This window comes from Picosynechococcus sp. NKBG042902, assembly GCF_963864045.1.
Lineage (GTDB): Bacteria > Cyanobacteriota > Cyanobacteriia > Cyanobacteriales > MRBY01 > MRBY01.
In genome coordinates, this window is the sequence record NZ_CAWLTV010000062.1 from 27,001 (window position 1) to 49,086 (window position 22,086).

Below are 22,086 nucleotides of genomic sequence, written 5' to 3' on the forward strand. Positions count from 1 at the left end.
CAGTACAGTAGAGAGTATTATGATTGACTCTATCACTCGGCTGCCGTTACCCATTGAGTCAACTCAGACTGATGTGAATCAATGGGCTGATTACCGCTTGCAGATGATGGGAACGCTGAAAATTTTGTATTTATTCAGGGGAATTAATCAATCCGGGATGATCGAGGGGGCGATCGCCAGGGGCATCCCAAAAAAAGCGGCGCTCAGATTCGGCAATGGGTTTGTCGTTAATACTGGCTTCTCGGCGACGCATTAAACCATTTTCGTCAAACTCCCAATTTTCATTGCCATAGGCGCGATACCATTGCCCTGCATCATCCTGCCATTCGTATTGAAAGCGTACCGAAATCCGGTTTTCGTCGAAGGCCCACATTTCTTTGACGAGACGATAATTTAGCTCTTTATCCCACTTGCGGCGCAGAAATTCACGGATATTTTCCCGACCTTGAAAAATTTCAGCACGGTTGCGCCAAAAACTATCTTCTGTATAGGCCATGCACACTTTATCCGGATCGCGACCATTCCACGCATTTTCTGCCATCCGCACTTTGGCGATCGCCGTTTCTCGATCAAAAGGAGGGACTAACTTTTTTGGAGTCGATGTCATATTTCAAAGCCTCAACACAAATTCTGTTTAAAAAAGAGGCTGCCAGCCAATCACTAACAGCCCCGATCCATGCAAACGCCATTAATTCATAGCAGGAGCTCTACTTACCATTTCTTGTAGGGCAAGAACTTACCGCACATGATCACCTTAACGCGATCGCCTTTGGGATCTTCTTCGCACTCAACATCAATGGAAAAATCAATCGCACTCATGATGCCATCGCCGAATTTCTCATGGACAACCGCTTTAATGGGCATACCATAAACCTGCATGATTTCGTAGAAACGATAGATGAGAGGATCCGTCGGAATAACAGGCTCAAGCGAACCCTTCAAAGGACATTCGGTCAACGGCTCAATTAGAGACTCATCCGCCCCAATCGCTTGCACAATCTTGGTTGCTTCTTCTAAAGAGGCACTGGCCTGACGGTAGACCACAGAAGCAATCCAAACCTCATCACAACCGACTTTCGCTTCCAAATCTGCAAAGGAAATACCAGCAGCCTTTTTCGCAGCTAAAAGCTTTTCTGTAACCTCAGAAATTGCCATTCTTTAAATCCTCTAAAAAATCAAAATTACAACGTAACCAAATCGAATCATGTCGCTTAACGACTAATTCTTGCCGCCTCAACCGCGCGGGTTTCGCGAGAAAGATGACTCTCCATTTCAACCTTCAGATCGTGATATTCCGGATACTGATCCAGCTCCTCACGATTACGAGGACGAGGGAAAGGCACATCCAAGATTTCGTCCACACCAGCAGCCGGGCCACGGGTCATCATAATGATCCGATCAGAAAGCAATAAAGCCTCATCAATACTGTGGGTAATCATAATTACCGTTTTCCGTTCCCGCTCCCAGATGCGTTCAATCTCATCCTGCAAGAACCCACGCGTTAGCGCATCCAATGCTCCGAACGGCTCATCCATCAATAAAATTTGGGGATTAATCGCCAGAGCACGGGCAATACCGACCCGCTGTTTCATGCCACCAGAAATCTGATGGGGATGCTTTTTCTCCGCACCCGTTAAACCCACAAGCTGAATATGCTCTTTAATCGTGCGCTTAATTTGCTTTTTCGGCATATCCGGATAAACCGTTTCCACCGCAAAGTAGAGATTTTCCTCCACTGTCATCCAAGGCATCAGTGCATAACTTTGAAACACCATACCGCGATCAGGCCCTGGCCCAGTAATCGGTAAACCATTAAGACGAATCTCACCAGAAGTGACAGGCGACAAACCCGCGATCATATCCAGCAACGTGGACTTACCACAGCCCGAAGGCCCAATAATCGACACAAAAGTGTTCGGTTCAATATCGAGGCTAATATCCTCGATCGCCACATAATCTCTCGATTTTTTACCAGTAACCTTACCCAATAAACTTTGTTTACCGTGGAAGACTTTGGTCAAATTACGAATTGAAAGTTGAGCCGTATCCGAAAAAGTATCTTCCGGCGTTAGGGGAGTTGCGTAATTCACAGGAGTAACACTCATTATTTTCGACCAAATGCAACAAATTTTTCGACAGCCGCAAAGCAACTATCCAGAATGAGACCAACCAAACCTATGATCAGAATCGCCACCAAAATGTTCGGAATATAAAGGTTATTCCACTCATTCCAGATGAAGTAGCCTAAACCTGTACCCAACAACATTTCTGCCGCCACAATGACCAGCCAAGCAATACCCATACTGATCCTTAAACCCGACAAAATATTGGGTAAAGCAGCGGGAATAATTACTTTGAAAATAGTGCGGAAACTCGAAGCCCCCAGCGTTTTAGCGACATCAAGATATTCTTTACTGACATTCGCCACACCGAAAGATGTGTTGATCAAAGTCGGCCAGATACTAGAAATGAAAATAATAAAAACGCCAGTTTGCTCAGAATCGCGCAAGACATATAAACCAAGAGGTAACCAAGCTAGGGGAGATACAGGTTTTAACAACTGAATGAATGGGTTAAAACCTTTCCGGGCGATCGGTGAAATACCAATCAAGATTCCGAGGGGAACAGCGACACAAGAAGCCGCAAGATAGCCGATCGCCACCCGTCGCAAACTGATTAACAAATTCCAGCCAATGCCCAGGTCGTTAGGCCCATTGTCGAAAAAAGGATTAGTCGTCCACCACCACAACTCCTTGAGAGTCAAAGAAGCAGTAGGCATATTCGCCAGGATTCCTATGCGAGCACTGATTTCCCATCCTCCTAAAAAGACAATAAGAGAAGCAATAAAGAGTGCAAATGCGAGAAAATTCTCATTTTTCCAAATTGACTCTTTCGGTCTGGCATAAGCTGATTTTGGTAGCCGTTTACTTGTGACTGCCATAATAAAAAACTCCTAAAAATTACACGCCGTATTCATCGATTTGCTGTTGGACATAAGCCGCAGGATCAGCCGGATCGAAGGTGTCAAATTTGAGGGTCTCCTCGCGATAGATCTCAGTGGGCGGTGTCTGACCAAGCTCAGTTGCCAGCTCTCTCGCCAAATCGGTGAGGAAGACATCTGTACCAACGGTGTCATAGCCAGTCTCAGGAATAATTGTGGGAGCCAATCCGTCACCCTGAAGATCCCAACGCACAAGCTGCGAAGAAATCCAGTTTGCAAAACTCTGCCAAGGATAGGGGTCAAAGCCAATTCGGTCAGGAATATCAAGGCTATTACCATTACCGTCGTCAAACTTGCCAGTGAGAACTGCTTCGACAACTTCCACAGGCTGGTTAAGGAAGGCCCGCTCGGAAATCGCTTTGGCAATTTCAGGACGATTTTCAGGGACTTGAGCGTAAGCCGCAGCTTCGATAATGGACTTGTTTAGGGCGCGGAAGGTATTGGGGTTGGCGTCAATCCACTGGTCACTGGCAGCAAAGGCGCAACAAGGATGACCCGGCCAAATTTCTTTGGTCAACATGTGGATAAAGCCAGCACCTTCGTACACTGCCCGCTGGTTAAACGGATCAGGCATCAAGTACGCGTCGATATCACCTGCTACTAGCTGAGCAATACTGTCTGGTGGGGGAACAGGACGAATCTGTACATCCACATCAGGATCAATGCCGCCCGTCGCCAGGTAGTAACGCAACAGGAGATTGTGCATTGAGTAAGGGAAGGGAACCCCAATGGTAAAGCCCCTAAAGTCGGCAGGTCCATTTACCTGCCCCTTATATTTTTCGGCAACTGTGATCGCTTGACCATTGATATTTTCGATACTCGCAAGCTTCACGCCAAATGCCTCGGAACCAAGACCTAGAGTCATCGCAATGGGCATCGGAGCCAGCATGTGATAGGCATCCAATTCGCCGGCGATCGCCGAATCTCTGACGGCCCCCCAGCTCGGCATTTTGACGACCTTGGCATTAAAACCATACTTTTCATAAAAGCCCAAAGGCTCAGACATAATAATGGGCGTCGCACAAGTGATGGGAATAAAACCAATCTGTAAATCAGTTTTCTCCAAATTACCCACTGGCGCATCTGCCGGAGCGTCTGCCGCAGGGGGCGTTGTATCCTGACCACAACTCGCTAAACTCACAAGAGCAGCACCGACGGCCATATTCCGCAGAAATTCTCGACGGGTCTGTTGACTACTACGAATTGAGTCCGCAAAAAATAGACCAGCTTGGGGCCCAAAGGCCGCCGCAAAAGCATTTTCCATCCCGCCAGCCTGCTTACAGAGGGCCAAGATCAGCTTCTCTCGCTTTGGATCACTGCGACCAATGCGCTTCAAAAATAAAGTTTTTCTCAGTTCGTAGGCATTTACTCCTTCTGCAGCCCGCAACTGATTCTCTTTATAAATCCCCATTTTTACGAGGTCATCGACCATTTCTACAGGATCTTGGGGCATCGTCTGCATAAACTGCCAGTGATCACTTGCGCCATGGTATTTTCCACAAACATGACACAAAGACTGTAAGTTTGAGCGCCTGCCACCGAAAGAGTCGGAACCCCCTAGTCCCTGTAAAGCCTGCTGTGCTGAAATCAGAGTCATAATTTATATCTACCCAAAAATAACAACTTAAACTTTCAAAACCGCAGAATTTTGAAAGAGCCCTAAAACTCAGAAAAGTACTTTTATTTATTAAGAGTTGCGGTCTATAGTAGCAGCCACTTTCGTAATAAACATTAGATTTTTTTTGAAAAAATGTCATTTTTTTAGGCTGTTTTTTCAACTCCCTTGATATCCTGCTTTTTTTGTTAAATCAATTACAGAAAAGTCTTTTCCGAAGATGTTACTCTCAGTTGGTTTTTGTAAAAAGATGTCCTGGCAACCCACAAAAAGACAGACTATATTTGCTCAGAACGCCAATTTAATGGTGTTTTTCCATGGAATCGCCGGAATTGGTTGGTAAAGTAGCCAGCATCATGGTAGCCACATAATTCTGCAATTTTATGGATTGGCTTGTTTGTATTTTTCAATAGTTTGCGAGCCTGCAGCATACGCCTTGCGATAATCCACTGTTTGACTGTGTAGCCAGTTTCTTTTTGGACTAAGTTACTCAGGTAAGACGTAGAATAGCCAACTTCCTCGGCGATCGCCTTTATTTTAATGGGTTGATGGTAATGATCTTCAATAAAATCAAACGCTCGATTTAAATTGCTGGAGTAGGGGAAAGAAAAATCGCGATCAATATCTGTTAATGGAAAGTCGATTTCGGCACCAGAAGAAACAACTGTTTTATTTTTTGTCGAATCTAGATGGTGATTTTCAATCGTGTCTTGTTGTCGCTTTAGTCGAACATTGATTGCCCCTAGAAATTGTTCAACCGTGCAAGGCTTGGTCAGGTAATCGTCTGCTCCGAGCTGCATACCATAGCGAAGCTCGGCCATGGTAACTTTGGCAGTGAGAAAGATAAAAGGAATTGCGGTTGTTTTAGGTGAGCGGCGTATTTTTGACAACACGAAGTAACCATCCATGTCAGGCATGAGAATGTCACACACGATCAAATTTGGTTGTTCGTTTAATGCTAGTTCGATACCATCTAAAGCATTACTTGCAGCACAGGTTTTAAAGCCTTCAAATTCTAGGCACTTGAGGAAAACATTACGGGTTTCTGCTTCATCCTCAATAATCAAAATTTTCGTCATTGCCTTCTTGTTTCCAAAAATTGATCATTTATGCTGCCAAGTAAAGCCCCCTATACCCTAGGGCTTAAAGAGCAAATTGATATTGTGTTCTTGCTTAGATGTAATTACTGCACTCAACTTAAGCTTTATTAGCCTTTAATTATGGTCCGCCTGATGTATCCCGCTATACAAAATAGGGGCGATCGCAATGATCAACTTGGAAAAATATTGTCGAATTAGGCCCCAAGGTGTTGTGTGACCGTTCGCCCTCGGCTCCTCTGATCAACAGGCGATCGCAGTTTGGTCGTGTAACAATTAGAGTAAAGATGCCTTAGCATTTTGGATAACCTCAATGGCGATCGCCATCTATTTCTAAGGCGAATAAACTTGGCAACAACTAAGTGCAAAAGTCTATGGCGATAAACGAATAAAACGATTGAGGCATGAAATAGCGAAATGTACGACCGTGGCTTTTGTGCGCTACACTACATATTAAGAATTATTACATTAATTTCGATAAGACGAGGTTTTTACCATGGCAGCTCCAGAACCCACCGTTAAGCCCAATCTTGAAGATCCGAAGTTTGGCTTCAATCTCTATTCCGAGAAGCTCAATGGCCGGGCGGCGATGATCGGGATCATCATTGCGATCGCCATCGAATTATTTACCAAAGAAGGCGTCCTGAGCTGGTTGGGGTTGATCTAAGGCCGCTGACTAAATCTTTATTTATTGAGTCCGGGTCTTCCTCGCCATTGTGGGGAAGATTTTTTTCGTTTTTAATAAGAATCCCCGGCCCCAGGGATCATCACCGCTATTTTTGTCAGTAACTGCCATGCTTCGTCTTACGGAAATCAAACTGCCCCTCGACCACAGCCCAGAGGCGATCGCCCAGGCCATTTGCCAGAAGTTGAAAATTCAGCCGGATGACTTGCTGGAATATCAGATTTTCAAACGCAGCTACGATGCCCGTAAAAAGAGCAATATTTACCTCGTCTACATCTTTGATGTGCACACCACGAAGGATCAAGCTTTGCTAAAACGCTTCAAAAAAGATCCCCACGTGCTCCCCACCCCAGACATGAGTTACAAAATGGTGGCCCAAGCACCGGCAGATTGTGCGACGCGGCCCATCGTCATTGGCATGGGGCCTTGTGGGATGTTTGCGGGATTAATGCTAGCCAAAATGGGCTTTCGGCCGATTGTGCTAGAACGGGGAAAAACCGTCAATGAGCGCACCAAAGACACCTTTAATTTCTGGAAAAAGAAGGGAGAATTTAACCCCGAATCTAATGCCCAATTTGGAGAAGGAGGCGCAGGGACGTTTTCCGATGGGAAACTCTACAGCCAGGTGCGCGATCGCCACCATTACAAACGCAAAGTCCTCGAAGAATTTGTCGCCGCCGGGGCTAACCCCGAAATCCTCTACATCGCCAAGCCCCACATCGGCACCTTTAAGCTCGTCGGTATCGTCCAAAGCATCCGCAAAACCATCGAATCCTTGGGTGGCGAAATTCGTTTCCAAAGCAAGGTCAAAACCCTCGAACTAGAAAACCATCAGGTCAAAGGGGTCACCCTCGAAAATGGCGAATTTATCCCCAGTTCCCACGTGGTGCTGGCCATGGGACACAGTGCGCGGGATACGTTCCAGATGCTCCATGACCAGGGCGTTTACATCGAACCCAAGCCCTTTTCCATTGGCTTTCGCATTGAACATCCCCAACCCCTGATCGATGAATGTCGCTACGGGGAATTTGCTGGCAATAAGATTCTCGGTGCCGCCGATTACAAGCTCGTCCACCACTGTCAAAATGGGCGCTCGGTCTATAGCTTTTGTATGTGTCCGGGGGGTTTGGTGATTGGGGCCACCTCCGAGGCAGGCAAAGTCGTCACCAACGGCATGAGCCAATATTCCCGCAACGAACGCAATGCCAATGCAGGGATTGTTGTTGGCATTACCCCAGAAGAGGATTTTCCGGGGCATCCCCTCGCAGGCATTGATCTCCAACGAGAATTGGAAGCCAGAGCCTTTGAACTGGGTGGCGGCGATTACAGTGCGCCGGGTCAATTGGTGGGAGATTTTCTCGCGGGTTGTTCTTCTGAGTCGTTGGGCAAAGTTAAGCCTTCCTATGCCCCGGGAGTTAAGCTAACGGATCTCAGCACCGCGCTGCCGGACTACGCCATTGAAGCGATTCGGGAAGCTCTACCCGCTTTTGACAAACAAATTAAGGGATTTGCCATGGCCGAGGCGATGTTAACAGGAGTAGAAACGCGCACCTCTTCGCCAATTCGCATTAAACGGGGCAAAGATTACCAAAGCATCAACACCCAGGGCCTCTATCCTGCGGGGGAGGGAGCAGGTTATGCAGGGGGCATTCTTTCGGCAGCCATTGATGGGGTCAAAGTCGCGGAGGCGATCGCCTTAGATATTGTCAATGAGTAACAATTCAGCCAAATCGCGCTTTTTTTTCTAAAACATTTTCACTACACTGACACTACAACTTTTGATATTTTGCCTCATTCCGAGGACAGATATTTAGTAAAGTCTTAAATGTAAGGGGATTAGCGAAGATTATGACTCGGGCAACTAGCACGACAGAAATGGAAGTCACCAGTATTCGCCTAGAGCGCAAACTGAAAGATAAACTCAAGGAACTCGCTGGAAACCAAGGATACCAGGCCCTAATCCGCGATATTCTCTGGAACTACGTCAATCACAACTCAGGGGATTATCGACCCCAGTTTAGCGAAGCAGATATTCGGGCGACCCTTGAGGCGATCGCCCAAAAGGATGAAACCTGCGCCCTCACGGGGAAACGCATCCAAACCGGCGAAACCATGTGCCTCGGCCTCACTATTCACGGCGATTTTGTCCCCCTGAGTCCAGCTGTCGATCTGCCCAATTCCTAGGTTTAGGCCGTCCCAGTGGCGACTGCCAGATAGGTTTCTTCAAGCAAAAAAGAGCCCCGCTCGAACTTAACCGCCCAATAACCACCAGGGCGGCGATCGCCTAGGGTGCCAACCGCCCCCACCGCCAACAAATCCGCCGGACGCAACATCGGCATCGGGTCTGCGGTCTTGAGATAGGGGGGCAACTGTGTCAGCTTTACCTGGGTTCCTTGTTTAAATCCAGCCATAATTTTTCTGCTAACCCCTGTAACAACGCCACTGCAAATCTTATCAGGAAAAACAAAACCCCTCACCACTCAGGCAAGGGGGAATTTTATCTTCTCAACTTTCGGAATATAGTGACGGCTAGGCCACACTAAAGAAAATGACGAAGCCTAGCACCGCCCCAAACACAATGAGCGCATAGAACTGGACGCGGCCATTTTCAATGTATTTCAAGCCCTCACCACTCAAGAGGGTGGCGATCCCCGTGAGGTTTACGGCCCCATCGACGACGCGATAGTCCACCTCAAGGATTTGTCGGGCTAAGCGCCGGGTACCCATCACAAAAACATTGTTGTAGATATCGTCGAAGTACCATTTGTTCAAAGACAACTGATACAACACCGGGAATTTTTCGGCCAAACGAGCCGGATCAATTTTCTGCTGGAGATACATCAGCGAGGCGATGGTAATCCCAATGAGGGCGATCCCCACAGAATTACCACCCATGATCAAAAATTCTGTCAATTCAAAACCATGCTCAGCGGCCTCTGCTGCTTCGTTGGGAGAAAAGACAAAAGCTTCAAACCGATTACCCCAGGGAACCCCCAGCAAACCGATCAATACCGACGGAACCGCCAAAGCCATCAACGGGAAAGTCATCGTTAAAGGAGACTCGTGGGGCTTAGAGCCATGGTGGCCTTCTTCGGGGGCTTGACCTGCCGCCGTCAGGAGCTTTTCTTGCAGTTGCTGATCCGTGCCGCGAAACTCCCCTTCAAAGGTCAGGAAGTACATCCGGAACATATAAAAAGCGGTCATGCCAGCGGTGGCCCAACCAATGAACCAGAGCACAGGATTGGCCTCAAACGCCAAGCCTAAAATTTCGTCCTTCGACCAGAAACCAGCAAAGGGCGGGATCCCACAGATAGCGAGGGTGCCAATGAGAAACGTTGTGGCAGTGATAGGCATATATTTCCGCAGGCCACCCATCAGCCGCATATCCTGGGCCAGCACAGCATTATGGCCGACTACCTCTTCCATACCATGGATGACAGAACCGGAACCCAAGAAAAGCATCGCTTTAAAGTAGGCATGGGTCATCAGGTGAAACAACCCAGCGGTGTAGCCACCGATCCCCATGGCCATCACCATGTAGCCCAACTGGGACATGGTGGAATAGGCAAGACCTTTTTTGATGTCGTTTTGGGTTAAGGCAATGGTCGCCCCCAGGAAAGCGGTGGTTGCCCCCGTCCAGGCAATGACATTCATCGCCTCTGGGATCGGCTCAAACACGGGATACATCCGCGCCACGAGGAACACTCCAGCGGCAACCATGGTCGCCGCGTGGATCAAAGCGGAAATGGGGGTTGGCCCTTCCATGGCATCGGGGAGCCACACATGGAGCGGAAATTGGGCGGATTTAGCCACAGGGCCAAGGAAAACGAGTACAGCAAAGACAATGGCCAGGAGGGAGCTGATTTGCCCCGTCGAGACGAGATCCACCAGGCGATCGCCCATCAGATCAAACTCAAAACTGCCCGTGGCCCAATAGAGACCGAGCATCCCTAGCAAGAGACCAAAATCGCCGACACGGTTTGTGACAAAAGCCTTTTGGCAAGCATCGGCCGCCGCCTTGCGGTCATACCAGAAGCCAATCAGGAGGTAGGAACACATCCCCACCAATTCCCAGAAAATGTAAACCTGCACAAGGTTTGGGCTAAACACCAGACCCAACATCGACGAGCTAAAAATGCTCAAATAAGCATAAAAACGGACATAACCCGGATCGTGGGCCATGTAACCATCGGTATAGATCATCACCAGCAAGGCCACCGTGGTTACGATCACCGACATCAAGGCACTCAGGTGATCCACGGTATAGCCCATCTGCAGATGAAAATCGCCTGCCGCCGCCCATTCTAGGGTGTAGGTAAAGGCTTCATGACCCTGAATTTGACTCCAGAGTAGCCCAAAAGAGAGGGCCATCGAAGTACCGATGAGCGACAGAACAAATACCGCATTGAGTTGCCGTAGCTTGTTCGTGAATTTGTTTAAGGAGATTAAGCCGATCCCGATAACCATTGCCCCCAACAGAGGCAGCACCGGAATCAACCATGCATATTGATAAAGCGGTTCCATTACGAATGCCTAGGATTCTTGCTTTCTAAGTTACACATCCATTGATGTCAAATTTCCCAACAAATTTTGGGTGACAGCGCACAGTTGACCAAGGGCATTTTTCGGAATTGCTTGGGGCGAGTTGCTCTGTTTGGGCTGTTCTAAATAGACACCAATGGTCAAAGAGTTTCGCCCCTCATTGTGACATATCCCCCTAAATCTTCAACGGATTACCGCCGTTTGATTATATTTTGCTATCACAATTCCCCAGCAAAGGCGATCGCCCTGTTCTAATCCATTTCAAAAAAATCTAAAGAAAATCTAAAAAGATTACCTCTATGAAGATCCCCTTACAAAGCCCCAAGAAGAATGCAACAGCCATCACAAAACCCCTAGAGAAACATCCCTAAAATGCTTTTCTAAACTTCCTTGACTCACAATCTTGCACTAACTAACTCCAAGGAACCGAGCCCGGCTAAGATCGTGTTTCCAGTGACCTTGCCATCCCAATTCTGATACATCAAAATCAGTCGCACTTCCCGCCCCATTCAGTAAAGCATGGGCAGCACAATGATAGTCTAAATGGAGTAAAGCCCTTATAATCTTGACTCTAAAGCGGGAAAAAGCGGTTTGTACCGACGATCCACCCCCTTTAAGATCAAAAAAACTGATAAATCAAAATAATTGGGAAACTGCACATAATGTACGGTATCACTAGCACAGCAAACTCTACTGGAAATCAATCCTACGCCAATCGTCTGTTTATCTACGAAGTTGTTGGTCTGGGTGGCGACGGTCGTAACGAAAACTCCCTCGTTCGTAAAAGTGGCACCACATTTATTACTGTGCCCTATGCCAGAATGAACCAGGAAATGCAACGCATTACCAAACTGGGAGGCAAAATCGTTAGTATCCGTCCCGCAGAAGATGCAGCCCAGATTGTGAGTGAAGGCCAGTCCTCCGCCCAAGCATCTGCACAATCTCCTATGGCTTCTTCAACAAAAATCGTTCACCCCAAAACCACTGACATCTCAGTTCCAGTTAATATCTATCGCCCGAAGACTCCCTTCCTCGGCAAATGTATCGAAAACTACGAGCTTGTTGACGAAGGCGGCAGCGGCACCGTGCGTCACGTAACCTTCGATATTTCCGAAGGCGATCTGCGCTACCTAGAAGGTCAAAGTATTGGGATTATTCCTCCCGGTGAAGACAAAAACGGGAAACCCCACAAGCTCAGACTCTATTCCATCGCCTCTACCCGTCATGGCGATATGGAAGACAACAAGACCGTCTCCCTCTGTGTTCGTCAACTCGAATACCAAGATCCCGAATCTGGCGAAACAGTTTATGGTGTGTGCTCTACCTATCTCTGTAATCTTCCTGTCGGCACAGATGACGTCAAGATCACTGGCCCTGTTGGCAAAGAAATGCTGCTGCCCGATGACGAAGACGCAACTGTCGTCATGCTCGCTACCGGCACTGGGATTGCACCTTTCCGGGCTTTCCTCTGGCGGATGTTCAAAGAGCAGCACGAAGACTACAAATTTAAAGGCAAGGCATGGCTCATCTTCGGTGTCCCCTATACTGCCAATATCCTTTATAAAGACGACTTCGAAAAAATGGCCGCGGAAAATCCTGACAACTTCCGCCTAACCTACGCCATTAGCCGCGAACAAAAGACCGCCGATGGTGGCAAGGTTTACGTTCAAAGCCGCGTTAGCGAATATGCTGATGAACTCTTTGAGATGATTCAAAAACCCAATACCCATGTTTATATGTGTGGTCTCAAGGGCATGCAACCCCCCATTGACGAAACCTTTACCGCCGAAGCAGAGAAGCGTGGTCTCAATTGGGAAGAAATGCGCCGCTCCATGAAAAAAGAACACCGTTGGCATGTGGAAGTTTACTAAAAACGTTGCTGTGAGCTTCTGCTAGTCACACTATCGTGCAATTTCAGCAAGTTGTTAATCTCTGCCCTGGGAGCCACTACGGTTTGTCAGGGCTTTTTTGTTCAAGACAGATCCCTTGCCAAAGCAGGTTAAAACTGGAGCGCCCTCCGAGGAAATTCATCATTAATTCCCAAAGTGAAAGAGATCTTTATAAAATCGAAGGTAATAAAACTAGCAGCCGAATATGTTTGATCGAAGTCTTAATCGAGTGAACGAGCGATTAAATCGCACCCTGACTCGTAATCAATTGCTACAACAGGCCACTGATCAAACACGCTGGCAACTCCGGGTGAGTCGGGTTGTCATTTATTATTTCTATCGGGAATGGAAAGGGCAGGTGATCATTGAATCCCTGAGCCAGAGTGAATTTTCGATTTTAGGCTCGACGGGGGCCGATGATTGTTTTAATGGTGATTATGCCCAACGGTATCTCCAAGGCAGAATCCTACAAATTACAGATATTGAGGCAAGTGATTTTGACCTTTGTCACCTGGACTTTTTGCGATCAATTCGGGTGCGGGCCGATCTGGTTGCGCCAATCATCGTCGATCAACGTTTATGGGGACTGTTAGCGGCTCATCACCATGAGGTCCGGACTTGGCTAGCGGAGGAGGTGGAGTTTGTGCGACAACAGGCGCAAACCCTAGCTGGTGATTTACAACTCATGGACTAAATCCTGACCCTGGCTAAACTTGGCAGTGTGAATGTATAGGAAATCACAATGTACTAGCCAAATCTCTGCCTTTTGATGTATATGTTGGCGTAACCCTGTAAATAATTTATTTTTATGCTCTCCCTTGATTTGATGTCACATACCCTAGATGCTGAGCTATCGACGAAAGCACGGATCCTAGTAGTGGAGGACGAGGCAGTCATTCGTGACATGATTGTGATGGGTTTAGAGGAAGAAGGCTATGAGGTCTTTTTTGCGGATAATGGCCGCACAGGCTTGAATATGCTGCAAAATCCAGAATTCAATGCCCCGGATATGCCTCTGGATTTGGTGATCCTAGATATTATGCTGCCGGAAGTGAATGGCTTAGATCTATGTCGTTTTTTGAGATATCAGGGAAACACAATTCCGATTTTAGTTCTAAGTGCCAAGGCGAGTGAGACAGACCGGGTATTGGGCCTAGAGGTGGGCGCAGATGATTATTTAACCAAACCGTTTAGTCTGCGGGAGTTGGTGGCCCGGTGCCGTGCGCTGTTGCGGCGTCAGCAGTTTATCCGGAGCACGCCTAAAAATTCGGTACGTCAGTTTAAGGATATTTCTTTGTTCCCGGAGGAGTGTCGGGTGACAGTGCGGGGTGAGGAAGTGAGTTTGTCGCCCAAGGAATATCGTTTATTGGAATTGTTTATGAGCTATCCGCGCCGGGTCTGGTCACGGGATCAGTTGATTGAACAGGTTTGGGGTGCTGATTTTCTAGGGGATACAAAAACGGTAGATGTGCATATCCGCTGGTTACGGGAAAAGTTAGAGTTAGATCCGAGTCAGCCGGAATATTTGATCACAGTGCGGGGCTTTGGCTATCGATTTGGTTAGGGGAAAGCGTCCATAATTCGGTACAATCAGCGATCACATTATTTCGACAGAGATGGTATGGCTCAGGCGCTCGTCATTGGCATTGGTCGTTCGGGAATTGCGGCAGCACGGCTTTTAAAGCGACAAGGTTGGGAGGTGATCTTAGGCGATCGCCAAACGGATGAATCCCTCGTGGCAGTGCAACAGGAGCTGTCGGCCCAAGGGATTACGGTCAAACTCGGCCATACCCCCAGTTTGGAAGAAGGCGATCGCCCGGATTTAATCGTCGTCAGTCCGGGGGTACCCTGGGATATTCCTTTTCTGAAAGAGGCGCGGGATCAAGGCATTGACACCATCGGCGAGATGGAACTGGCCTGGCGCAATTTAGACCAAAAACCCTGGGTCGGCATTACGGGCACCAATGGTAAAACCACCACTACGGCCCTGGTCGAAGCAATTTTTCAGGTAGCGGGTCGTGGTGGCCCTGCCTGCGGGAATATTGGCCATGCCGCCTGTGAACTTGTGTTGGGAGAAACCACCCCAGAGTGGATTGTGGCCGAAATTAGTAGCTATCAGATCGAATCTGCGCCGACCCTCTGTCCTCAAATTGGCGTGTGGACGACCTTCACACCAGACCACCTCGCCCGCCACTACACCCTCGACAATTATCACAGCATTAAAGCGTCCCTCATTCAGCGCAGTCGTCGCCAGGTTTTAAATGGGGATGATCCGTTTTTGCGATCGCAGGCAGAGCAATGGCCCGACGCCTACTGGACAAGCATCAAGGGAGCAGAACATTTACCGTGCGACCCTAAACGGGGGGTATTTATCCAGGATGCTTGGGTGAAAGCCTTTGGGGAATTGGTAATTCCGGTTTCTCTACTCAAAATGGTCGGCGACCATAATCTCCAGAATTTACTCTTGGCGATCGCCGCCGCCCGGTTAGCAAATATTGACAAAGGGGCGATCGCCGAAGCCATTGCTACTTTTCCTGGTGTTCCCCATCGTCTCGAGTTCATTTGCCAGCACCAGGGGGTTGATTTTATCAACGACAGTAAAGCAACAAACTATGATGCCGCTGAGGTGGGCTTAAATGCGGCCCCTGGCCCGGTGATTCTCATTGCTGGGGGCGAACCCAAAGCAGGCAATGCTAAGGCCTGGATCGAAAAAATTAAAGAAAAGGCAGCGACGGTGCTTTTAATTGGTGAGGCGGCCCCCCAGTTTGCCCAGTTATTCCAAGAGAGCGATTACACCCAGTACGAAATCGTTGAAACCCTAGAAAAGGCGATCGCCCGCAGTGTTGCCTTAATTTCGACCTATCAACCGAAAACAGTGCTCCTCTCGCCCGCCTGCGCCAGCTTCGATCAATACCGCAGTTTCGAGCACCGAGGCGATCATTTTCGTCACCTTTGCCAAGCTCTATAGAGCCAAAACCCTTTAGCATTAAAGAGAATCACAAACACTTACTGGGAGCGCACCGTGAACCAAAGGCCCCTAGCCATTGATTTGTTTGCCGGATGCGGCGGAATGTCCCTGGGGCTAGAAGCGGCGGGCTTTGATGTGGTCGCAGCGGTAGAGATTGATCCCGTCCATGCCCTCGTTCACGAAGTCAATTTTCCCTATGGCGTCACCTTTTGCCGGGATATTCGTCACCTGCAATGGCCAGAAATGCGCCAAGCTATCGAACGGCGCGGCTATCCAACGGCAGACATTGATTTACTCACGGGTGGCCCTCCCTGCCAGGGATTTTCGGTGATGGGCAAACGACAATTGGGTGACCCGCGCAATCAACTGATCTTTGAATATGTCCGTCTGTTGCGGGACATTCAACCCAAATATTTCATTTTTGAAAATGTCCAGGGCCTGACTGGGCAACGTCACCAAGGGATGCTAAAACAGCTTTGCCAATCTTTAGGGGAGGCTGGCTACCATATTTTGCCCCCCCAGGTGCTCAATGGTGCTGACTATGGTGCTCCCCAACGACGTAAACGCTTAATTCTCTTGGGATATCGCCGGGATGTCCCCCCGGTGGCCTATCCAACGCCGAGCCATGGCCCCGGCCTAGCACCCTATGTTACTGTCCACGAGGCGATCGCCGATTTAGAACCCATCCCTGTTTTTACAGACATTGACCGGGGCATTGTCCCCCCCGAACCTTTGGGAACCTTTGGGCGATCGCTCCATGAGCAGTTTCGCCATTGCCATTCCCGCCACCTAGAACCTAATTTTCTTTGGGGCCACCTTGGTTCTCAGCATCAACCAGACATCCAAGCCCGTTTCCGAGCCACTCCCCCCGGCAAAAAAGAAGCCATTAGTCGCCTCTTTAAGCTAGATGCCCAGGGCCTCAGTAATACTCTGCGGGCCGGTACTCCCACTGAAAAAGGCTCCTTTACGGCTCCTAGACCGATTCATTACCAACTGCCCCGCTGCATTTCGATTCGCGAAGCTGCCCGCCTACATACCTTCCCCGATTGGTTTCAGTTTCATCGCAAGGTTTGGCATGGCTTCCGGGAAATTGGTAATGCTGTGCTGCCGCTCTTGGCCCAAAAAATTGCCCAAGAAATTATTCACACCTTAGACATTCAGCCGAATTTGCTCCCCCAAAAAACAATTCATATTACCCAAACTGATGCTTTATGGTATCCCCTTGGGCAAGCTAGTCAATATTGGGAAATTCCGCGACATTTAGTGCCACGCCGTCGCCGTCTTTCTCCACCTTAAAAACTCATAAAAATTATATTTTTTGAAACCCAATTTCTCACCTATGATAACTATATTCCTATTTGACAGACTATCTTTTTAACTCTCAATAACCCGTTGTGAAATTGATTTTGAGCTGGTAGAAACCAGTCTCTTTTTGCTGTTTAATTCTTGTTAACGCTTCTCCCCAATTACTGGTACTATGGATTTTCTCCGACTGCTGCACAGTCGATGGCTGCGATGGTTCGGCCTCAATATCTGCTTGGCGATCGCCTATGCCTGGACCGCGGAAATCAGTCTAGTTTTTACCACCCTGCCGGGAACCGTCGCTTCAGTATGGCTTCCTTCGGGATTAACATTGGGTTTAATTCTTCTTTTTGGCAATAAAATCTTACCGAGCATTGCCCTAGGTTCCCTTTGGGTTATTTCTTTTGATTTGATCGAACGGGATCCAAATATTAGTATTCAGGCTTTCTTTTGGGTTAACTTTGGTTGCATTGCCGGCAATTTAGTACAGCCTCTGTTAGCCCGTTTTATCCTAAAAAAATATTCCCAGAGCCGACATTTTTTTAATCAAGTTCGGGGCGTTTTAACCTACATCACGGCTGCAACCCTTTCGCCAATGGCCTCTGCATTTATTGGTGTCACCAGTATTGTGTTTGCAGAACGTATGGAATGGGGACAGTATGGCTTAAATTGGTTTACTTGGTGGCTGGCGAGCACTTTGGCTCACTTGATTTTCACCCCGGTAATTCTCCTGGGGAAGGACTTTTTTAGCCGAAAAATCCCCTACCATGTCATCGAGATGTTGCTGATTTTAGCTGTTTTTATCAGTGTGAGCTGGAGTATTTTTATTCAAAGTTATCCCGTTGCTTACCTATTGCTGCTGATTTTAAATTGGACAGTGTTTCGTTACGGTGCTTTTGTGTCAAGCCTATTGGTCAGCATTGTTTCTATCTTGGCTATTTATACAACTGCCCATGGCTTGGGTGTCTTTGTTTTAGAGTCCCAAAATCAATCTTTATTGTTTTTACAGTCCTTTATGGGGGTATTTGCCCTCAGTTCTCTGCTCCTCTCAGCGGTCGTGGAAGAACGGAGCCGCGCCCAAGCTTCCCTAAAGAAAGCTCTGGATAATTCCACAAAGCTCATTTTAGAAAGAACAAAAGAATTACGTCGTAGTGAAGCACTTCTCCGGCAGACCAACCAAGAACTACAAAAATTAGTCCATTTAGACGGTTTAACTCAAATTGCCAACCGACGTTGTTTCAATCAACGGCTCGCGGCGGAGTGGCATCGTCTCTACCGCGAGCAAAAACCCCTCGCTTTAATTCTTTTTGATGTGGACTACTTCAAGCGCTACAACGATTCCTATGGTCACCAACAGGGAGATGAATGTCTGATTCAAATTGCCCAAGCAGTGAAACACCTCCTCAAACGACCGGCAGATTTGGTGGCTCGCTATGGGGGAGAGGAGTTTGTGGTTGTCTTACCGAACACGACTCAGGAAGGCGCAACTATTGTCGCCAAGCGGATTCGACGAACTGTTTTAGAGCTTCAGATTGCCCACAATGCAACGGAGATAAATGAGGCAATTGTTACCGTCAGCCTTGGTGTTGTCAGTGGGATTCCCCAGAGCCAGGAAAAACCCCTAACGTTTGTGAAAAAAGCTGACCAAGCCCTCTATTTAGCCAAACAACAGGGGCGCAATCGTATTGTTGTCGCCGGGGAGTCTGAGTTTCCCCATTTGCCCTAGGCCAAGGGCATTAGGTGGCGATCGCCTTGCCTATAATTTGTCAGCCCCTAGGTTTTAAGCCCAGATTAACAGCGATTTATCCTTACGCTAGCCTGGATTAAAAGTCCATTAACCCCGTGCAAGATGATCTCAGGGAACGACCCAACCGTCTATAATGTGGGATGATTTCAACGATTTGCTTTAATTTCGAGCATTTTGTTTTGATCCAAATACCCGACATCCCCTTTGAAGTCATCCTTTTCTACAAACTCGGGAATATATGTATGGCGTACCATGAACCCCAAAAAATTTTCCGGGAGTACACACCATGCACACTACTTTTTAAAGCACCAAAATAAAAAACCTAAGGAGTTGAATCCATGAAAATTATTGTTCTGGGTGGAGATGGGTTTTGCGGCTGGCCCACAGCATTGCATCTGTCGAAAACAGGTCATGATGTTGTTATTGTTGATAACCTTTCCAGAAGAAACATTGATAACGAACTGGAAGTGACATCACTGACGCCGATTAGCCCAATGTCGGTCAGGCTCAGAGCATGGAAAGAACTCACTGGCAAAACAATTCAGTTCTTCAACTTCGATATTGCCCACGAATATGACCAGCTTCTCAAGCTATTCGTTGACTATCAACCGGATGTGGTCGTTCACTTCGCCGAACAGCGGGCCGCCCCTTACTCCATGAAGTCTCCCAAGCACAAGCGTTATACCGTCGATAACAATCTAAACGGAACCAATAACGTACTTTGCGCCATTGTGGAATCCGGCCTTGATATCCACGTGGTACACCTCGGCACCATGGGGGTTTATGGTTACGGTACCGCCGGGATGAAAATTCCCGAAGGCTACCTCGATGTTCAGGTGGTCACCGAAGAAGGCAAAGTGATCGAGAAGCAAATTCTGCACCCGGCAAATCCTGGCAGCATCTATCACATGACCAAAACCCAGGATCAATTATTTTTTGCCTACTACAACAAAAACGACCAAGTCCGCGTCACTGACTTGCACCAAGGGATTGTTTGGGGTACGAACACCGCAGAAACAGCAATGGACGAGCGGCTCATCAATCGCTTTGACTATGACGGCGACTATGGCACCGTGCTGAATCGCTTTTTGATGCAGGCAGCTGTAGGCCATCCGTTGACTGTCCATGGTACTGGCGGCCAAACCCGTGCTTTTATTCATATTCAAGATACGGTGCGTTGTGTTGAGCTGGCGATCAGTAATCCTCCAGCGAAAGGGGAACGAGTCAAAATTCTCAACCAGATGACGGAAACCCACCGCGTCCGGGATCTGGCGCAGATGGTGGCGAATATCGCTGGGGCAGAAATTCAATATTTAGAAAATCCCCGGAATGAAGCAGCAGAAAACGAACTGTATGTGGATAATCAGTGTTTCCTCGATATGGGCCTAGAACCGACCAAGCTCGATAAGGGATTGATGTTAGAGGTCACAGAAATCGCGAAGAAATATGTGGATCGCTGCGATCGCTCCCGAATCCTCTGTACTTCTAAGTGGAACCAAAGTGCGACCGCAGAACCCCTGAAAGTCCATGCAAAGGTCTAGATAGGTTTAATTAAATATTTGGCGTAATGGGGGGCGATCGCCCCTCTTTTTTGTTTTGACTGAATTGTTGGCTAGTACAGTGGCGAAGTGGTGAGGTGCGAAAAAGAACTGAATTTTTTAAAATTTAGAAATAAATAAAGAAGACCTCCATAGCAACCCATGGAAGTCTGGTGAAAGTAATAAAGAACTGGCGTTTTTGACCTTAGAGTTTGTTAAGGTTGATACCAGCTTCTCTAGCCATGGCATCAATGCCTTTCTTTTCAAGGGTTTTGATGGCTTTGGTGGAAAGACGTAGGCGGACAAAGCGATTGCCTTCGGGCCACCAGACTCTTTTCCACTGCAAATTAACTTCTTGTAGCTTTTTCGTCCGACGGTGGGAGTGGGACACCGCCATCGCATTATTGGCTTTCTTGCCGGTAATCTGGCACTTACGGGACATACGAAAGATCTCCTAGCAATTTTTATAATAAGTAATCCAATCTACAATCATAATGCATTAACGAAGCGAGGCCAAATTCATGCAACGCGGAAAACTGACCGCTATTATTACCGGAGCGATTTCTCTTTTGTTGGCGATCGCCTATTTACTGCTCGTCCAAATCCTCGATTTTCGCGGCGAAATGAAACCTGCGCCGATGGTGGAGATGCTCCCGACAACGATCAGCGTTTTTGCCCAGTCCCACATTGATCAAGCATTTCACTCCTAAGCATTAAAGCGATTTCCCTGGGGCGACCAAGTTGGGCCGCTAGAATGAAATTATGACAACCAATGGGCGATAGTCCTCTAGTCCTCAACTTCATCCATAGGGCGATCGCTCGGCAACTGGAGAATTTTATATGGCTTTTACTGGGGAAGAAAAATCTTCCCAAAATCCAACCATCGCAACCCCCTCAACGGACAATTCCCCGCAACAAAAACAAGAGTTTAATGCCTGGCAACTGTGGAACATGAGCATTGGCTTCCTGGGAATTCAGTTTGGTTGGGGCCTGCAGATGGCCAATATGAGCTCTATTTTTGAACATCTCGGCGCTAGTGCCCACAGTATTCCGATTCTTTGGTTGGCGGCCCCCCTAACGGGTCTTTTGGTACAACCGGTCATTGGCAATTTAAGTGATTACACTTGGACTCCCCTGGGACGCCGTCGCCCTTACATTCTCGTGGGGGCCATCTTAGCGTCCATGGCGTTAGTCCTTATGCCCCAATGTGGCAGCCTTTGGATGGCGGCGGGACTCCTGTGGATTTTGGACACCAGTGCCAATACGAGTATGGTGCCGTTTCGGGCTTTCGTTGGCGATTTACTGCCCCAGCAGCAACGGACAAAAGGGTTTGCCATGCAGAGCGTGATGGTTGGGCTAGGGGCGATCGCCGCTTCGATGTTGCCTTGGCTCCTGAGTCACTTATTTGCTGTCAATTCCACCACTGGCCCAGATCAGCAAATTCCCCAATCTGTCACCTGGTCTTTTTATATTGGTGCCGGGCTTTTTCTCACCACTGTACTGTGGACGGTGCTGACCACCTCAGAATCTCCCCCTCCGGATTTGGACCGCTTCGATCAACTCAAGGAAAAACGGGGTGGTATCCGCCAGAGTTTTAGTGAAACCTGGCAAGTGTTGGGACAAATGCCACCGACGATGTATCGACTTGCTTGGGTGCAAATTTTTACCTGGTTAGGAATTTTTTGTTTTTTATTTACTTCCC

At 47.9% G+C, this 22,086-nt stretch carries 21 protein-coding genes and 1 pseudogene; 12 read left to right on the plus strand and 10 right to left on the minus strand.

Annotated elements, in window-relative coordinates:
• Positions 1–130: 130 nt before the first annotated feature.
• The 6 genes from AACR41_RS04695 to AACR41_RS04720 form a co-directional block, all read right to left on the minus strand.
• Positions 131–607, minus strand: coding sequence for a nuclear transport factor 2 family protein (locus tag AACR41_RS04695; protein WP_030007551.1), 477 nt, complete (start codon positions 605–607; stop codon positions 131–133).
• Positions 608–711: 104 nt separating this feature from the next.
• Positions 712–1,155, minus strand: coding sequence for a cyanase (gene cynS / locus AACR41_RS04700; protein ID WP_030007552.1), 444 nt, complete (start codon positions 1,153–1,155; stop codon positions 712–714).
• 56 nt (positions 1,156–1,211) lie between these two features.
• On the minus strand, positions 1,212–2,105 hold the full coding sequence (locus tag AACR41_RS04705) for an ABC transporter ATP-binding protein (RefSeq protein WP_030007553.1): 894 nt from the start codon (positions 2,103–2,105) through the stop codon (positions 1,212–1,214).
• On the minus strand, positions 2,105–2,941 hold the full coding sequence (gene ntrB / locus AACR41_RS04710) for a nitrate ABC transporter permease (protein ID WP_030007554.1): 837 nt from the start codon (positions 2,939–2,941) through the stop codon (positions 2,105–2,107). Before ntrB ends, AACR41_RS04705 begins: the two co-directional genes overlap by 1 nt.
• 19 nt (positions 2,942–2,960) lie before the next feature.
• Positions 2,961–4,454, minus strand: a complete 1,494-nt coding sequence (locus tag AACR41_RS04715) for an ABC transporter substrate-binding protein (protein ID WP_315862039.1) — start codon at positions 4,452–4,454, stop codon at positions 2,961–2,963.
• A 440-nt stretch (positions 4,455–4,894) separates the two neighbouring features.
• Complete coding sequence (locus tag AACR41_RS04720) at positions 4,895–5,695, minus strand: response regulator transcription factor (RefSeq protein ID WP_012306487.1); 801 nt, start codon at positions 5,693–5,695, stop codon at positions 4,895–4,897.
• A gap of 514 nt (positions 5,696–6,209) precedes the next feature.
• On the opposite strand from AACR41_RS04720, the gene AACR41_RS04725 reads away from it, so the two are divergent.
• The 3 genes from AACR41_RS04725 to AACR41_RS04735 all read left to right on the plus strand — a co-directional run bounded on the left by AACR41_RS04725 (position 6,210) and on the right by AACR41_RS04735 (position 8,582).
• Positions 6,210–6,380 carry a hypothetical protein gene (locus AACR41_RS04725; RefSeq protein ID WP_012306486.1) on the plus strand — a complete coding sequence of 57 codons (171 nt, stop codon included), beginning with the start codon at positions 6,210–6,212 and terminating at the stop codon, positions 6,378–6,380.
• A 127-nt stretch (positions 6,381–6,507) separates the two neighbouring features.
• Positions 6,508–8,115 (plus strand): NAD(P)/FAD-dependent oxidoreductase, encoded by a 1,608-nt coding sequence (locus AACR41_RS04730; RefSeq protein ID WP_030007556.1) that lies wholly within the window; start codon positions 6,508–6,510, stop codon positions 8,113–8,115.
• A 131-nt stretch (positions 8,116–8,246) separates the two neighbouring features.
• Positions 8,247–8,582 carry a hypothetical protein gene (locus AACR41_RS04735; RefSeq protein ID WP_030007557.1) on the plus strand — a complete coding sequence of 112 codons (336 nt, stop codon included), beginning with the start codon at positions 8,247–8,249 and terminating at the stop codon, positions 8,580–8,582.
• A 2-nt stretch (positions 8,583–8,584) separates the two neighbouring features.
• Here the strand turns inward: AACR41_RS04735 and sipA are convergent, their stop codons facing one another.
• The 3 genes from sipA to AACR41_RS04750 form a co-directional block, all read right to left on the minus strand.
• Positions 8,585–8,809, minus strand: a complete 225-nt coding sequence (sipA, locus tag AACR41_RS04740) for a regulatory protein SipA (protein WP_030007558.1) — start codon at positions 8,807–8,809, stop codon at positions 8,585–8,587.
• A 118-nt stretch (positions 8,810–8,927) separates the two neighbouring features.
• Positions 8,928–10,922 carry an NAD(P)H-quinone oxidoreductase subunit 5 gene (locus AACR41_RS04745; RefSeq protein ID WP_030007559.1) on the minus strand — a complete coding sequence of 665 codons (1,995 nt, stop codon included), beginning with the start codon at positions 10,920–10,922 and terminating at the stop codon, positions 8,928–8,930.
• Between the two features lie 30 nt (positions 10,923–10,952).
• Positions 10,953–11,084, minus strand: coding sequence for a hypothetical protein (locus AACR41_RS04750; RefSeq protein WP_254903390.1), 132 nt, complete (start codon positions 11,082–11,084; stop codon positions 10,953–10,955).
• A gap of 518 nt (positions 11,085–11,602) precedes the next feature.
• Here AACR41_RS04750 and petH point away from each other — a divergent pair.
• The 7 genes from petH to AACR41_RS04785 all read left to right on the plus strand — a co-directional run bounded on the left by petH (position 11,603) and on the right by AACR41_RS04785 (position 20,387).
• Complete coding sequence (gene petH / locus AACR41_RS04755) at positions 11,603–12,811, plus strand: ferredoxin--NADP reductase (protein WP_030007560.1); 1,209 nt, start codon at positions 11,603–11,605, stop codon at positions 12,809–12,811.
• 247 nt (positions 12,812–13,058) lie between these two features.
• Positions 13,059–13,523 carry a GAF domain-containing protein gene (locus AACR41_RS04760; RefSeq protein WP_223209941.1) on the plus strand — a complete coding sequence of 155 codons (465 nt, stop codon included), beginning with the start codon at positions 13,059–13,061 and terminating at the stop codon, positions 13,521–13,523.
• Positions 13,524–13,637: 114 nt separating this feature from the next.
• Positions 13,638–14,393 carry a response regulator transcription factor gene (locus AACR41_RS04765; protein ID WP_012306479.1) on the plus strand — a complete coding sequence of 252 codons (756 nt, stop codon included), beginning with the start codon at positions 13,638–13,640 and terminating at the stop codon, positions 14,391–14,393.
• A gap of 57 nt (positions 14,394–14,450) precedes the next feature.
• Entirely contained in the window at positions 14,451–15,797 is a 1,347-nt protein-coding gene (gene murD / locus AACR41_RS04770; RefSeq protein ID WP_030007562.1) for a UDP-N-acetylmuramoyl-L-alanine--D-glutamate ligase, read from the plus strand.
• A 54-nt stretch (positions 15,798–15,851) separates the two neighbouring features.
• Positions 15,852–17,093, plus strand: coding sequence for a DNA cytosine methyltransferase (locus AACR41_RS04775; protein ID WP_030007563.1), 1,242 nt, complete (start codon positions 15,852–15,854; stop codon positions 17,091–17,093).
• A 181-nt stretch (positions 17,094–17,274) separates the two neighbouring features.
• Positions 17,275–18,825 carry a sensor domain-containing diguanylate cyclase gene (locus AACR41_RS04780; RefSeq protein WP_030007564.1) on the plus strand — a complete coding sequence of 517 codons (1,551 nt, stop codon included), beginning with the start codon at positions 17,275–17,277 and terminating at the stop codon, positions 18,823–18,825.
• Positions 18,826–19,184: 359 nt separating this feature from the next.
• Positions 19,185–20,387, plus strand: a complete 1,203-nt coding sequence (locus AACR41_RS04785; RefSeq protein WP_030007565.1) for an NAD-dependent epimerase/dehydratase family protein — start codon at positions 19,185–19,187, stop codon at positions 20,385–20,387.
• Between the two features lie 202 nt (positions 20,388–20,589).
• On the opposite strand, the gene rpmB is transcribed toward AACR41_RS04785, so the two are convergent.
• Positions 20,590–20,826 carry a 50S ribosomal protein L28 gene (gene rpmB, locus AACR41_RS04790; RefSeq protein WP_012306474.1) on the minus strand — a complete coding sequence of 79 codons (237 nt, stop codon included), beginning with the start codon at positions 20,824–20,826 and terminating at the stop codon, positions 20,590–20,592.
• Positions 20,827–20,905: 79 nt separating this feature from the next.
• Between rpmB and AACR41_RS04795 the strand changes: the two genes are divergently transcribed.
• Together AACR41_RS04795 and AACR41_RS04800 are read left to right on the plus strand one after the other, a co-directional pair.
• Positions 20,906–21,094 (plus strand): hypothetical protein, encoded by a 189-nt coding sequence (locus AACR41_RS04795; RefSeq protein ID WP_012306473.1) that lies wholly within the window; start codon positions 20,906–20,908, stop codon positions 21,092–21,094.
• A gap of 295 nt (positions 21,095–21,389) precedes the next feature.
• A pseudogene (locus AACR41_RS04800) lies at positions 21,390–22,055 on the plus strand (MFS transporter); the annotation flags it as partial.
• Positions 22,056–22,086 lie beyond the last annotated feature (31 nt).

What these genes read in the sequence shown, in the direction of transcription:
- AACR41_RS04695 (WP_030007551.1), bottom strand. Translation starts at nt 607, where the DNA reads ATGACATCGACTCCAAAAAAGTTAGTCCCTCCTTTTGATCGAGAAACG.
- cynS (WP_030007552.1), bottom strand. Translation starts at nt 1,155, where the DNA reads ATGGCAATTTCTGAGGTTACAGAAAAGCTTTTAGCTGCGAAAAAGGCT.
- AACR41_RS04705 (WP_030007553.1), bottom strand. Translation starts at nt 2,105, where the DNA reads ATGAGTGTTACTCCTGTGAATTACGCAACTCCCCTAACGCCGGAAGAT.
- ntrB (WP_030007554.1), bottom strand. Translation starts at nt 2,941, where the DNA reads ATGGCAGTCACAAGTAAACGGCTACCAAAATCAGCTTATGCCAGACCG.
- AACR41_RS04715 (WP_315862039.1), bottom strand. Translation starts at nt 4,454, where the DNA reads ATGCCCCAAGATCCTGTAGAAATGGTCGATGACCTCGTAAAAATGGGG.
- AACR41_RS04720 (WP_012306487.1), bottom strand. Translation starts at nt 5,695, where the DNA reads ATGACGAAAATTTTGATTATTGAGGATGAAGCAGAAACCCGTAATGTT.
- AACR41_RS04725 (WP_012306486.1), top strand. Translation starts at nt 6,210, where the DNA reads ATGGCAGCTCCAGAACCCACCGTTAAGCCCAATCTTGAAGATCCGAAG.
- AACR41_RS04730 (WP_030007556.1), top strand. Translation starts at nt 6,508, where the DNA reads ATGCTTCGTCTTACGGAAATCAAACTGCCCCTCGACCACAGCCCAGAG.
- AACR41_RS04735 (WP_030007557.1), top strand. Translation starts at nt 8,247, where the DNA reads ATGACTCGGGCAACTAGCACGACAGAAATGGAAGTCACCAGTATTCGC.
- sipA (WP_030007558.1), bottom strand. Translation starts at nt 8,809, where the DNA reads ATGGCTGGATTTAAACAAGGAACCCAGGTAAAGCTGACACAGTTGCCC.
- AACR41_RS04745 (WP_030007559.1), bottom strand. Translation starts at nt 10,922, where the DNA reads ATGGAACCGCTTTATCAATATGCATGGTTGATTCCGGTGCTGCCTCTG.
- petH (WP_030007560.1), top strand. Translation starts at nt 11,603, where the DNA reads ATGTACGGTATCACTAGCACAGCAAACTCTACTGGAAATCAATCCTAC.
- AACR41_RS04765 (WP_012306479.1), top strand. Translation starts at nt 13,638, where the DNA reads ATGCTCTCCCTTGATTTGATGTCACATACCCTAGATGCTGAGCTATCG.
- murD (WP_030007562.1), top strand. Translation starts at nt 14,451, where the DNA reads ATGGCTCAGGCGCTCGTCATTGGCATTGGTCGTTCGGGAATTGCGGCA.
- AACR41_RS04780 (WP_030007564.1), top strand. Translation starts at nt 17,275, where the DNA reads ATGGATTTTCTCCGACTGCTGCACAGTCGATGGCTGCGATGGTTCGGC.
- AACR41_RS04785 (WP_030007565.1), top strand. Translation starts at nt 19,185, where the DNA reads ATGAAAATTATTGTTCTGGGTGGAGATGGGTTTTGCGGCTGGCCCACA.
- rpmB (WP_012306474.1), bottom strand. Translation starts at nt 20,826, where the DNA reads ATGTCCCGTAAGTGCCAGATTACCGGCAAGAAAGCCAATAATGCGATG.
- AACR41_RS04795 (WP_012306473.1), top strand. Translation starts at nt 20,906, where the DNA reads ATGCAACGCGGAAAACTGACCGCTATTATTACCGGAGCGATTTCTCTT.